Below are 13,240 nucleotides of genomic sequence, written 5' to 3' on the forward strand. Positions count from 1 at the left end.
CTGTTTTTGTTTAAGAGCCTTTAGCCCCTGCAAAAACGATTTATTGTTGTCGGTTTTTAAACTGATTATTGGTAGTTAACAGCTTGTTAAACTCAAATTCAGAATAGGGTGAGTGGTCAAAAAGTGATAATAAAAATTCGGTGAGAGATATGACAAAATCGGCGTTAGGAATATTTTATATTCATTTTTATATTTTCTGAATTATAGTTAAGCTCAGCGAATTTAAGTTAACTGGCTCAGAAAAATAAAGTCAAAAATACACTTAAAGCATTGATACTAAATAACAATTTAACATATTGCGTATTTATTGATGACTCACAGATTGAGTAACTAAAAGGTAGGTGTAATAGATATGGTAAAAACTCGCCCATGAACAATGGTAAATTTCTTGAAGTATGCCTAAACGAAGGGTGCTTAAAGCAGCTCGCTAACAACATTTCAATGGCTAGTAACTTAGGTGCAAAGCGCTTTGAATTGTGCAGTAATTTACACCTAGGTGGCCTGACACCAACTGTTAAAGCAATTGATTACGCTGTAAAAAGCCTGACCAATAACGCAGAATTAGTGGTGATGATCCGCCCCGAAACAGGCAACTTTATTGTTAGTACTGAGTGTCACCAAGTTATGCAAAAACAAATAACAATGGCAGCGAATGCGGGGGCACATGGCGTGGTATTTGGTGCAGTAAAACACGGCGAACTTGATTTAGAGGTGACGCACTCTTTAGTTGCCACAGCCAAACAGCATGGCCTGATGGTGACCTTTCACCGTGCATTCGATACCCTTACAAACCCGTTATGCGCACTTGATAAACTCATTAGCTTAGGCGTTGACCGCATCTTAACAGCAGGCACGCCATGGCAAAGTGGTCAAAGTGCCGTAGATGGTCTAAATCAGCTCAACACATACTTAGCACACAGCGCTAATCAGATAGAAATTGTTATGGGTGGTGGCGTTACTTTAGAAAACGCGGCAACACTTTGGCAATTAATAAAAAATCATTCAGCAAAGGCAGCTGTGCATGTACACTCATGCGTGCACAACGAAAATGGTGCAATTAACGCTGAGGCTATCAATAAGCTTCTTTCAAAGGATTAAGCATGGCAAGCAAAGCAACGTATTTTTTAGGTATTGATGGCGGTGGCAGTAAGTGTAAAGTTCGTTTAGAAAACGAAAACGGCTCACTACTTAGCGAAGCCGTAAGTGGCTCTGCAAACGTGGCCACCAGCTGCCAACAAAGCCAAGAGTCAATACTCCACGCCACTGAACTTGCTTTTCATGAAGCAGGGCTTGCCTTAAGCGAGCTGAAAAACACCTATGTGCATGCAGGACTTGCTGGAGCTAATATCGACTCAGCTTACCAAGTTATGATCAAATGGCAGCACCCTTTTGCTAAATTTACCCTGTCTACAGATATGCTGATTGCCTGTAAAGGCGCACATCAACACCATGATGGCGCGGTGATTATTCTTGGTACGGGCTTTTGCGCTGGTTACCAACAACAAAACCAATTTAGCGAATTAGGTGGTTACGGATTATTACTGAGCGATGGTGCCAGTGGTGGTTGGTTAGGCTTACAACTTTGCCGCAAAGCATTTGAAGTGCTTGATGGTGTTGCGCAAAGTTCAGCGGCTATAGATACCCTACTCACCCAGCTTAACTGCTACTCAAGCCAAGCGTTAAGTCAGCGTTTAATATCGGCGCGCCCGGCTGAGCTTGCCAAATTTGCACCGCTTGTTTTTAGCCATTCTGACGATGCTTTTTGTCAGCAGTTAATCAATGAAGCGTGCGCATACATTACCCGCTATATCGCTTACTTTGAAAAGCAAGGCATTGAAAACGTTACTTTGATGGGCGGTATTGCTAGTGCTATCACGCCTTACTTAACTGATGCCAGTAAAGCGCGTTTAACCCCCGCCCTTGCCAGTGCAGAGCAAGGGGCTATTTTAATGGCAAGAGCTGCAATTTAATCACCTAATTGCGAGCGCATTTGTGAGGGAATTTCGCCAAACAAACGCCGAAATTGTTTGCTGAAGTAACTTGGTTCAGAAAACCCACACTGGTAGGCTACTTGTGAAATTGGCAGTTGCGTTTCAATCAGTAGCTTGCGGGCATTTTCGAGGCGTACTTCGTTTATAAATTGATTGGGTGTTTTTGCTAAGTGCTTTTTAAAACGACGCTCTAAAGCACTTACCGACAAATGCGCAAGCTCTGCTAATTCATCAATGCTGATCTGACGATGATAATGCTCGCGAATAAATTTTACCGGCTCTTCAATTGCCCTAACATGAGAAAGCGCTTTTGAGGTTTTTTGTAGATGTCGGGTCACTCCATAAGTGCCAATCACATTGCCATCATGATCTTTTAAAGCATGCTTTGATGTAGAAAACCAACCAAGCTCACCTTGTTGGGTTTGGTTAAGCTCTAAACGGTCAGTCACTATGTAGCCTTCCATCACCCGTTTATCGTCATTGACGTATTGAAACGCGAGGTGCTTTGGTGAAAAATCGAAGTCTGTTTTTAGCAATATTTGCTCCAGTGTTTTATAACCCTGATGCTCAATAAAATGCTGATTACAATGCAAGATTCTACTATCTGTGTCTTTTACCCAAAAGAGGATATCTGGCAGTAAATCAAATGCAGCAATTAGCTGATTTACGCCTGCTTTTTTTATTATTTCTTGAATATCCATCGCTTAAATTTGTCTCTATAAAGAATAGCACTATATATTTTAAACGCCGATTTTGTTGCATTGTCAACCGAATTTTTATTAGCGCTTATTGGTTAAGCTTTCCTATTATCAATAACATGATATTAACAGTAGCAAACGCTATTTAAATTAGGAGCGCTTAAGATGAGCAAAGCTAAGATCCGCATGGCAATGGTAGGCGGTGGCGATGGTGCTTTCATTGGCGCTATACATCGAATTGCAGCGCGATTAGACGGAATGATAGAGCTTGTTGCAGGCGCATTCAGTTCAGACGCAAACAAATGTAAAGCAACTGGCGAACTACTTGGGCTTGATAGCAGCCGTTGCTACGACAGTTACCAAACGCTTTTTGCCGAAGAAGCAAAATTACCTGCTGATCAGCGTATTGATTTTGTGGCTATTGTCACCCCAAACCACTTACATTTTCCGGTCGCGCAAATGGCGCTTGAACATGGTTTTCATGTGTTATCAGATAAACCAGCAACGCTCACACTTGCAGAAGCAGAGCAATTACAAAGCATTATTGCAAAACAGCAGGTTTTATATGGCTTAACCCACACTTACACCGGTTACCCTATGGTCAAAGAAGCCAAGCATCGCGTAAAAGCAGGCGAGCTCGGCACCATACGTAAAGTCATTGTTGAGTACACCCAAGGCTGGTTATCTCAAAGTGAAGACGAAGGTTCAAAACAAGCAAGCTGGCGTTTAGACACCAGTAAGGCTGGCATTAGTTGTTGTATGGGCGATATTGGCGTGCATGCAGCTAACTTAGCCGAGTATGTCTCTGATCTCGAAATCACCGAGCTTTGCGCCGATTTAAACCATGTAGTTGAAGGCCGAGCCCTTGATGATGATGGCACTGTGCTACTTAGATTCAATAATGGTTGTAAAGGCGTTTTACTGGCAAGCCAAATTGCTGTTGGCGATGAAAACAACTTACGTCTGCGAATTTATGGCGATAAAGCCAGTCTTGAATGGTCGCAACTTGAGCCAAATAGCTTATGGCTACGAGGCCACAATCAAGCCGCAACATTACTTAGAGCGGGCGTAGGTGAATTACACCCTGACACGCAAAATGCCCTGCGCGCCCCTGCCGGTCACCCAGAAGGCTACCTTGAAGCATTTGCCAACATTTACAGCAATTTTGCAGCGCAAATTCATGCACTCAAGCAAGGCGACAACGCAACAAATTCAGCATTTGATGTGCCAGGCATCAATGAGGCTGTGCGGGGTATGGCATTTATTGAACATGTTGTTGCTTCAGCTAAACAAGATACTAAATGGCACAAATTACAGATTGGATAATAAAGAATGAATAAAATCAAAGGGCCAGCTATATTTTTGGCGCAGTTTATTTCAGATCAAGCCCCGTTCAATAGCTTTCGTGGTTTATGTGAATGGGCAAGCGGTTTAGGTTACAAAGCGATTCAAGTGCCAACCTCAAACCCTGAAATTTTCGATTTAGAAAAAGCAGCTCAAAGCCAGCATTACTGCGATGAAGTCACTGGTATTGCTACAGAGTATGGACTTACAATTTCAGAACTATCAACACATTTGCAAGGCCAGTTAATTGCTGTGCACCCTGCGTACGATGAAATGTTTGATAACTTTGCCGCAGAGCATGTAAAAGGCAACCCTGCAGCGCGAACAAAATGGGCAACAGAACAACTGATGATGGCTGCTAAAGCAAGTAAAAACCTTGGTTTAACAACCCATGCGACGTTCTCGGGTTCTTTTTTATGGCATACCTTTTACCCGTGGCCACAGCGTCCACAAGGACTTGTTGAACAAGGCTTTAGTGAGCTAGCTAAGCGCTGGTTGCCTATTTTAGATTGCTTTGACGAGCATGGTGTGGACGTATGTTATGAATTGCATCCGGGTGAAGACCTACATGATGGTGTGACATTTGAGCGATTTTTAGCAGCTACCAATAATCACCCACGCGTTAATATTCTTTATGATCCGAGCCATTTTGTATTGCAACAGCTCGACTATTTAGCGTTTATCGATATTTATCATTCGCGCATTAAGGCGTTTCATGTCAAAGATGCCGAATTTATCGCAAATGGCCGCTCAGGTGTTTATGGCGGGTTTCAGAACTGGCAAGACCGACCGGGGCGTTTTCGTTCTTTAGGAGATGGCCAAGTAGATTTTAAGCAAATTTTTAGCAAGTTAACTCAATATGGTTTTGATGGTTGGGCTGTACTTGAATGGGAATGTTGCTTAAAGCACCCAGAAGATGGGGCAAGAGAAGGCGCTGAGTTTATTAAAACACACTTAATAAACCCAACCGACAAAGCCTTTGACGATTTTGCCAGTGGCGCAACAAACACTGAGCGTAATAATCGAATTTTAGGTTTATAAACCGACAACAATAGAACACACAGGACACACAATATGGACAACAATAATTATAACCGCATTGTCTTTCGGCTTTGCTGTATAGCACTGATTGTGACCTCTATGACCTTTGCCATCCGTGCTGGTATTTTGGGTCAACTTGGCAGTGAGTTTGGCTTAACCGACACCGAACTAGGTTGGGTTAATGCCATGGCATTTTTAGGCTTTCCGGTTGCGACTATGGTCGGCGGTATTATTTATAATGCCATTGGCGCGAAAAAATTAGTGGCGTTAGCCTTTATCTGTCATTTACTTGGCCTTGTTTTGACCATAACAGCTGATGGTTTTTGGGGCTTACTGGTTTCTACCTTTTTAATTGGTTTTGCCAACGGCGCTGTTGAAGCTGGCTGTAACCCACTAATTGCAGAAATGTACCCTAAAAACACCACCACTATGCTAAACCGTTTTCATGTTTGGTTCCCAGGTGGCATCGTGATTGGGGCACTTGCGTCGAATTTTATGTCGGGAGCAGGTTTAAACTGGCAATGGCAAGTAGCGTTAATTTTAATTCCTACGGTTATCTATGGCGCTATGCTGATCAAAGCACAATTTCCACGCTTTGATACGCGTACTCACTCTACCAGCAGCAATATTCGCCACTTATTTACGCCGTTATACATCTTTTTAATTGCCTGCATGACGTTTACCGCAACTACTGAATTCGGCACACAACAATGGATTGAGCGTATTTTAGGTTCATCGGGTGCCTCTCCTATGGTGGTATTAGCCTTGATCACTGGCCTAATGGCGGTTGGTCGCTTCTTTGCAGGCCCAATTGTGCATAAGCTCAACCCTACCGGTGTATTACTTGGCTCTGCCATTTGTGCAAGCTTAGGTATTTTTATGATGAGCCAAGCCGAGGGCAGCATGATTTATATAGCGGCCATATTATTTGCACTTGGCGTTACCTACTTTTGGCCAACCATGCTTGGCTGCGTTGCAGAATACATTCCAAAGTCAGGGGCGCTGGGTATGTCGTTAATGGGCGGTGCAGGCATGTTTGCTATGAGCATCTGGAACCCTGTAATTGGTAGCTGGATAGATACGGCACGCTCATCAGCAGAAGCAAGTGGCGCAAGCGCAGAACAAATTGAAATTTTAGCCGGACAGGCTGTATTACAAAACCTACTGATCTTCCCAATTATTTTAATCGTCGCATTCATTGGGTTGCATTTAGTAATTAATAACAACAAACGCACCGAAAAATGTGCGTCTTAAGCAAGTAAATCGTCGAGGAACACACAATGTTTAAATCTCTTAAAGCACTGACTTTAATGCTCACCGTTAGTAGCTGTGCACTCGCAAATGCGGCTGACAATCAGCTTACACAACAAGAAAAGCAAGCTGGCTGGCAGTTGTTGTTTGACGGCAAAGATATGTCGCAGTGGCGTAATTTTAAAAGCGAATCTTTAAATCCTGCATGGGTCGTTGAAGATGGCGCTATGACATTAACTAAAGGTGGTGGCGACCTGCTTACTAAAAAGCAGTATCAAAACTTTGAATTACAGATTGATTGGAAAATCTCTACCAAAGGCAATAGCGGTATTTTTGTGTTAGCTGATGAAACGGGACAGATGATTTACTCTCATGCGCCTGAAATTCAAATCATCGATAACGAAGAACACCCAGATACCGAAATTGACTCGCACTTAGCTGGGTCAATTTACGATTTATTTGCAGCGCCAGTTGCGGCGCACAAACCAGCAAATAGCTGGAACCATGTGCGCATTAAAATGCAAGACAACCACTTACAAGTTTGGCAAAACGGTATTAGCACCACCAGCATTGTGATTGGCAGTACAACATGGAACACCCTTGTTAAAGGCAGTAAGTTTGCAACCTGGAAAAACTTTGCAACGGCTGAACAAGGCCATATCGGGCTTCAAGACCATGGTGACAAAGTGTGGTTTAAAAATATAAAAATCAAGGAGCTATAAGATGTCTGATTTTAAACATAAGGTATTAGTTGTTGGCTCTGGTGCTGGAGGTGCAATGGCCGCTTATACGCTAACCAAACTTGGCCACAAAGTGTTATTACTTGAAGCAGGTCGTAATTATGACCCGAAAACAGAAAGCCCGATGTTTCGTCGAAACAACGAAGCCCCACTTATGGGTGCAGGTAACAAAGACAAAAACTTTGGCTTTTACGATGCAACCGTTGATGGCGGCTGGCAAGTACCTGATGAGCCATACACAAGTGCTAAAGGGAGTGACTTTTATTGGTGGCGCGCACGTATGTTAGGTGGTCGAACTAACCACTGGGGCCGCTATTCATTACGCTTTAGTGAGCACGATTTTAAAGGCAAAAGCCGTGATGGTCACGGTGCCGACTGGCCATTTGAATACGCTGATTTAGCACCTTGGTACGATAAAACCGAAGAACTTGTGGGTGTATGTGGCACCAATACTGGCCATGAAGATATGCCAGACTCGTCACCAGGTATTTTACAGCCGCCACCAAAGCCGCGTGTTCCTGAGCTTTTAATTGCCGCTTCTGCAAAGAAAATGGGTATTCAAGCAGTGCCTATGCACCGTGCGGTATTAACTCGCCCTAAAGATGATCGCATGGCTTGTTTTTATGCAACGCCTTGTGGCTCTGGTTGTTCAATTGGTGCTGCCTTTCAAACTACGACATCGCTATTACCTATGGCAAAAGCCACCGGCAACTTAAAAGTTATTACTGATGCCATGGTTAAATCAGTCAAAGTTGATGAGCAAGGTAAAGTCACTGGCGTCACCTATGTTGATAAACACACGGTTAGCGAACATGCTATTGATGCCGATGTGGTTATCTTAGCCGCCAGCGCCTGTGAATCAGCGCGTATTTTATTAAATTCAAAGAATCAAAAGCACCCTAAAGGCCTTGCTAACTCAAGTGGCCAAGTAGGTCGAAACTTAATGGATTCAACGGGTGCATGGTTAGGTGCGCAAATTCCAGCACTTAAAGGTCGCCCACGTTATAACGAAGATGGACATACCGCTAATCACTTATTTATTCCTTGGTGGGGTCATCAAGCACAAGCTAACAATGAATTAGATTTCCCACGTGGTTATCACTTTGAAATTGGCGGTGGCTTTAGACAACCTGGCTCGGGTGTGTCGGGTGATAAACAAGGCTATGGAGCTGCCCTTAAACAGCAAATTCGTGATGCATATGGCTCTTACGTTGGCTTTGCCCTACGTGGCGAGATGTTACCGAACAAAGATACCTACATGGAAATTGACGAAAACGTTAAAGACAAATGGGGTATTCCGGTATCAAAGTTCCACTTTAAGTGGTCTGACAGAGAATTAAAGCAAATCGAACATGGTTTAAAAACTGCGAAGCAAATTCTAGAAAACATGGGTGCGACCGTTGGCGAACTCCCACCTGCTGAAAAAGCGATTTCAAAAGGTGGCGAAATCATTCACGAAGTGGGTACCACACGAATGGGCAGCTCAAAGAAAGACTCAGTCACCAATCAATGGGGTCAAACATGGGATTGTAATAACCTATTTGTAATGGATGCGGGTGTATTTGCTTCTAACCCTCATAAAAACTGTACGCTCACCATCATGACACTGGCAATGCGTAATTCAACTTGGCTTGCTCAACAAATTGATAACGGGGTACTTTAATTATGCATCATCGTAACGAACACGACTCATATAACTATGTTTCTAACATGAGCCGCCGTGAGTCTTTAAAATGGCTTGGTCTATTAGCTGCGGGCTCGGCGGTTAGTTTAACTGCTGGCTGCACAAAAGCACTTGAAGATGACGTTGCAGCCTCTGCAAAAGAGCATTGGCCTGATTTAGATATCAAGCCTGTAACCGCTAAAGGCTATGGTCAAGATCCAAATTTAGTGATGCCACCAGAATCACCTTGGCCGCTGACCTTAACAGCAGACGAACTCACGTTAGTAGCACTATTAGCTGACTACATTGTGCCACGCGAAGGTGCTATTCCTTCAGCCAGTGAGCTACAAGTACCGGCGGTTATTAATGAGTGGGTAAGCGCACCTTATGAAGGCCAACAACGCGATAGAATTAAAATTTTAAACTCATTAGCGTGGCTTAACGATGAAGCACAGCTTCGTTTTAAAAAGCAATTTGTTGCACTTAACGAAAAGCAACATCGCGCGATTTTAGACGATATTGCGTTTTTAAACGAGCAAACACCTCTGCAATTTCAGCGCATTGGTAAAGCCTTTTTACGCTTTAAAGAGTTAGTGCTTGCTGCCTTTTTCTGTACACCTGAGGGCTGTAAAGACATAGGTTACCTTGGTAATGTGCCTATTGCAGGCGATTACCCAGGCCCTTCTGATGAAGCAAAAGCCCATTTAGATCAAGTTTTAGCTGAGCTTGGTTTAAGTGAGTACGCCTATACTGATTAACTTTCCCCCTTGTGTTATTTGTAACACAGTGCAGGGGGTCACTCCCCTGCTTTTTTAGGATTTAAGTATGTTTAAAACCCGCATTTTATTGCTTATTATTAGCCTTGTATTTAGTGGTCAATTATTCGCAAAACTGCCCGTGAGTGTGCAACTGTGGTCAGTCAAAGACACCTTAAAAAATGACTTTCATGGTACGCTTAAGTCTCTTGCCGAAATGGGGTTTGACGGCGTGGAGTTTGCCGGAGACTTTGGCCCATACTCAAATAAGCCAGCAGCCTTAAAAGCAAAGCTCAGTGAGTTTGGCTTAGTTGCCAGTAGTGCCCATATAGGCCTTGATGCACTCAGTGAAAACACCATTGATAGCACCCTGCTGTTTTACAAAACCCTCGGCGTTACCACACTTTATGTACCTTGGGATGAAAGAGCATGGCACCCTGAGGGAGTTAAATCTCTGGTTAAAGAGCTTACTAAAGTCAGTGATTATGCAACCCGCTTTGATATGAAGATCGGTTTTCACAATCATAATAAAGAGTTTAATGCATTTAATAACGCAACGTTTTGGGATTATATTGCCAGTAATACACCCAAGACCATGCCATTGCAGTTAGATATTGGCTGGGTCAATTATGCTGCTAAAGATCCAATCTACTTTATTAAAAAGTACCCTAACCGCACTCTTGCTACGCACATTAAAGTTCGTACGATTGAGGGTAGCAACATGAGCCCGATTATCGGTGAAAACAACATTGATTGGCCTGCCATCATCGATACTTTAGAGTCGCACGGCAACACCAAGTGGTTAGTGCTTGAGCAAGAAGAATACCCAACTGGATTAACCCCACTACAAAGCGTTGCTAAATCAAAACAAAATTTAGATAAAATTTTACTTGGTTTGTAGGGTTATTTTAGAAATGAGCTCGCTTTAAACAAGTGAGCTCATGGCTTGGATTTTAATAGTCGCTACCTAATAGCTCTATATTAGGGTTCATCTTGCCAAGAGCTACTACCTTCAGAACGTTTTGCAAAGCTTTCTGGTTTCCTGATTGGTTTGTCTATACTTTTATAGAATATTAAGATTCCAGTTCCACCTATGACGGGGAGTAACCAAACCAGAACTATTTGTGCTACTTTTTGAAAAGTTTCAAAATCATTTCTTTTATAAATTACTAAATTAATCAAAATATTGAACACTATTAGCAACCCCAAGCCTGCTAGTGAATAGTTTTCCATACCTTAATCCTATTGATGTCAAAAAATATACTGTGAAAACGACCGAACGACGGCTTAAATTGTTTGTTATACACTTTAAAACAAACAGCTAATCGTCCTTTCTTAGGTGTTTAAAGATAATTCGCCCAAATTGAAAACACAAAACTAAAAATACAATGAGAAAAATAAGTCCATTTACCCACTCAGGCAAAAACTCCACAATCTTCGGAGCAATGAGTTTTAGAATACCGAAAACGGCTACAATGAGAAGAATGAATGCAGTCCCTTTCACAAAAGCGCTCCTAAATTTCCGTTCAATACATCTGTTTATATTTTAAAAATACCAACGCCAAAATTAATTGCGGGAATATCCTTAAACGTACCACCCATCTCGCATAGGGACAAAAAGCGTGAGCTATATTAACAAGCGAGGACGATTCACATTCTTTAATCCCAGCATGTTCCTCCCAGATCTACAGCGGTTTGTTATGTGGCTTCCCCCTTTGATATAGTTTTAACAAATTACTTAAGGTATTGCTATCTCAGGTTTTTTTAAAATATTTTATGTAAAGTTGAATACATTAATATACTCGCGTCGATCATTTTAATAAAAATATGCGCAAAGAACAGCTTGGCAGTTTTCAATGGATCATTATCCTTAATGAAAATATATAACGTCGCTTATTCTACCAACCTATTTTACATTTATTATTATATCTCTCATCGTTCAACATCTTATTTAATTTCAACAAGCTAAATAAAACACAGCATTAAAAATTAATAATAAAACATTAAAAACAGCGTTTACTTTCATTTGTTCGGCAGGTTGTATTATCTAAGTAGCGAAGTACTATATTAAAAAAGCCTCTCAAGGACTGAGAATGAACGTATTGAATTTAAGGAAGAGTTCAGAGAAAAGCACACTTGCGATCCTCGTGACTTTAGCTGTTTTAACATTGTCTATTCTAAAAGCGACATCCCAAAAGCACCCGCTTTATGAGCTACTTTTGCTGGCTTTTATGCTGATATCGTTAGTCATTACTTTTTTGGTTTTGAGCAGTAAAAATGAGCTGACTATATGTCGTCACGGTATATTTTATAGCTCTGCGTTTGGAAATGTTCATATTGAGCCAAAAAAGACTAAACTAATTAAACAATATTCTAAATATAATTTTAATTGTGTGGTAATCATTGGTCATGGCTATTTTATATTCGCGCCATTTTATTATTTAACGTCGAAACAAAAACAACGACTTAAACGATATGATAATAACTTGCTGCATTGGTTAGAGGTTACGCGTAAACGCAGTAAGTTTCAGGGCTTTTAATGCAAGTCAAAGTATAAAAAGCCCTTTGAAATAGTTACTTAATTTTGCCACTCTTTAAGTACGTCTTTCACATACTCATAGCGCCATGAGTTGAATAGATCTGGCTTTGATGCAGCTTTACGCTCATCTGCATCGAGCTTCCAATTCCAGCTGATCAGTTGGTTAATCTGTTTTTTAGAGGCCAATACATCTTCAGGAATACCCTGCTCTTTTGCAGCTCTGGTAATTTTTTGTTTAATATCTTTAGCGGCTTTTTTGTAAGCCGGAAAATCAATTAAACGTTTTAATTGTGCAGGTTGTTCGCTTACAGGAACGGCTTTACCACGCTCAATACATTTTAAAATTTCAACGCCCGAACGGTTCACTTCCATTGGTTCAACACCTGGCACTCTGCGTAACGCATTTAAACTTGCAGGCTTGCGCTTAGCAATTTCAACCATGTTATGCTCTTTTACCACAAAATTAAGCGCGAGGTTTTTGCGCTCTGCCTTTTCACGGCGCCATGCGGCGAGTTCGCGTAATACAGCTAAGTCGTGCGGTCTTAGTTGCCAAGCATTTTTAATGTCTTTGTAAAGCTGCTCTGCAGGTGGTTGGTAAGCACGTTTTTGCGCAACTAACTCGCTTTCGCTGATAACGATGTCAAAAAAGCCAGCTTCATCAATTTGTTTTTTAATAATTTCAAAACAAGGCAGTAAATGATACGTATCGGCAGCGGCGTAATCTAACTGCTTTTCTGTTAGCGGGCGCTGTAGCCAGTTAGTGCGTGATTCGCTTTTATCAATTTCGATATCAAGCAACTCTTTAACCATGTGGGCAAAGCCCATACAGTTACCATGACCTAATACTTGCAGTGCAAATTGAGTATCAAACAGTGGTGTTGGTACAAAGCCAGCGTATTTTTGAAACACTTCAATATCTTCTGACGGTGAATGCAATACTTTCAACACCTCTGGGTTTTTAAGTACTTGCCAAAAATCAAAAAGCGACAACTCAGCCAGTGGGTCGATTAACGCTAAATGCTCACCATCGTATACTTGAATAAGTGCAACTTCAGGGTAAAGCGTACGACGACGCATAAACTCGGTATCAATTGCCAGTACCGGTTTTCCTGTTATTTTTTCTACAAAATCATTTAATTGATTTTGCGTTTCGATCAGTTGATATTGCACTTATACCCCTTTCATTACCATAAAAAAGCCGGCTAATGCCGGCTTTAA

General features: G+C 41.8%; 13 protein-coding genes. 10 read left to right on the forward strand and 3 right to left on the reverse strand.

Annotated features, from left to right (window positions below; genetic code table 11):
- Positions 1-369 precede the first annotated feature (369 nt).
- Both AADY36_RS19575 and AADY36_RS19580 read left to right on the forward strand, forming a co-directional pair.
- Entirely contained in the window at positions 370-1,098 is a 729-nt protein-coding gene (locus AADY36_RS19575; RefSeq protein WP_342409542.1) for a copper homeostasis protein CutC, read from the forward strand.
- A 2-nt stretch (positions 1,099-1,100) separates the two neighbouring features.
- Positions 1,101-1,970: a BadF/BadG/BcrA/BcrD ATPase family protein gene (locus AADY36_RS19580; protein WP_055021673.1), complete on the forward strand. Its 870-nt coding sequence runs from the start codon at positions 1,101-1,103 to the stop codon at positions 1,968-1,970.
- On the opposite strand, the gene AADY36_RS19585 is transcribed toward AADY36_RS19580, so the two are convergent.
- Positions 1,967-2,692 carry an AraC family transcriptional regulator gene (locus tag AADY36_RS19585; protein ID WP_054552042.1) on the reverse strand — a complete coding sequence of 242 codons (726 nt, stop codon included), beginning with the start codon at positions 2,690-2,692 and terminating at the stop codon, positions 1,967-1,969. The genes AADY36_RS19580 and AADY36_RS19585 overlap by 4 nt on opposite strands.
- Before the next feature lie 162 nt (positions 2,693-2,854).
- On the opposite strand from AADY36_RS19585, the gene AADY36_RS19590 reads away from it, so the two are divergent.
- The 7 genes from AADY36_RS19590 (at position 2,855) to AADY36_RS19620 (ending at position 10,384) form a co-directional block, all read left to right on the forward strand.
- Positions 2,855-4,015 carry a Gfo/Idh/MocA family protein gene (locus tag AADY36_RS19590; protein WP_342409543.1) on the forward strand — a complete coding sequence of 387 codons (1,161 nt, stop codon included), beginning with the start codon at positions 2,855-2,857 and terminating at the stop codon, positions 4,013-4,015.
- Positions 4,016-4,021: 6 nt separating this feature from the next.
- Positions 4,022-5,074 carry a sugar phosphate isomerase/epimerase family protein gene (locus AADY36_RS19595; protein WP_055021675.1) on the forward strand — a complete coding sequence of 351 codons (1,053 nt, stop codon included), beginning with the start codon at positions 4,022-4,024 and terminating at the stop codon, positions 5,072-5,074.
- 33 nt (positions 5,075-5,107) lie between these two features.
- Positions 5,108-6,328, forward strand: a complete 1,221-nt coding sequence (locus AADY36_RS19600; protein ID WP_342409544.1) for an MFS transporter — start codon at positions 5,108-5,110, stop codon at positions 6,326-6,328.
- A 26-nt stretch (positions 6,329-6,354) separates the two neighbouring features.
- A complete protein-coding gene (locus tag AADY36_RS19605) occupies positions 6,355-7,047 on the forward strand; it encodes a 3-keto-disaccharide hydrolase (RefSeq protein WP_054552038.1) in 693 nt (230 codons plus the stop codon).
- A gap of 1 nt (position 7,048) precedes the next feature.
- Entirely contained in the window at positions 7,049-8,728 is a 1,680-nt protein-coding gene (locus AADY36_RS19610) for a GMC family oxidoreductase (RefSeq protein ID WP_342409545.1), read from the forward strand.
- Positions 8,729-8,730: 2 nt separating this feature from the next.
- Complete coding sequence (locus AADY36_RS19615; RefSeq protein WP_342409546.1) at positions 8,731-9,486, forward strand: gluconate 2-dehydrogenase subunit 3 family protein; 756 nt, start codon at positions 8,731-8,733, stop codon at positions 9,484-9,486.
- Positions 9,487-9,553: 67 nt separating this feature from the next.
- Positions 9,554-10,384 (forward strand): sugar phosphate isomerase/epimerase family protein, encoded by an 831-nt coding sequence (locus AADY36_RS19620; RefSeq protein WP_342409547.1) that lies wholly within the window; start codon positions 9,554-9,556, stop codon positions 10,382-10,384.
- An 80-nt stretch (positions 10,385-10,464) separates the two neighbouring features.
- Here AADY36_RS19620 and AADY36_RS19625 read toward each other — a convergent pair whose 3' ends face one another.
- Positions 10,465-10,716: a hypothetical protein gene (locus AADY36_RS19625; protein WP_055021680.1), complete on the reverse strand. Its 252-nt coding sequence runs from the start codon at positions 10,714-10,716 to the stop codon at positions 10,465-10,467.
- 860 nt (positions 10,717-11,576) lie between these two features.
- Between AADY36_RS19625 and AADY36_RS19630 the strand changes: the two genes are divergently transcribed.
- On the forward strand, positions 11,577-12,023 hold the full coding sequence (locus AADY36_RS19630; RefSeq protein WP_342409548.1) for a hypothetical protein: 447 nt from the start codon (positions 11,577-11,579) through the stop codon (positions 12,021-12,023).
- 38 nt (positions 12,024-12,061) lie between these two features.
- Here AADY36_RS19630 and rnd read toward each other — a convergent pair whose 3' ends face one another.
- Positions 12,062-13,192 carry a ribonuclease D gene (gene rnd, locus AADY36_RS19635; RefSeq protein ID WP_342409549.1) on the reverse strand — a complete coding sequence of 377 codons (1,131 nt, stop codon included), beginning with the start codon at positions 13,190-13,192 and terminating at the stop codon, positions 12,062-12,064.
- Positions 13,193-13,240: the final 48 nt, after the last annotated feature.

It is taken from the genome of Pseudoalteromonas sp. D15MCD-2, assembly GCF_038562745.1.
GTDB lineage: Bacteria > Pseudomonadota > Gammaproteobacteria > Enterobacterales > Alteromonadaceae > Pseudoalteromonas.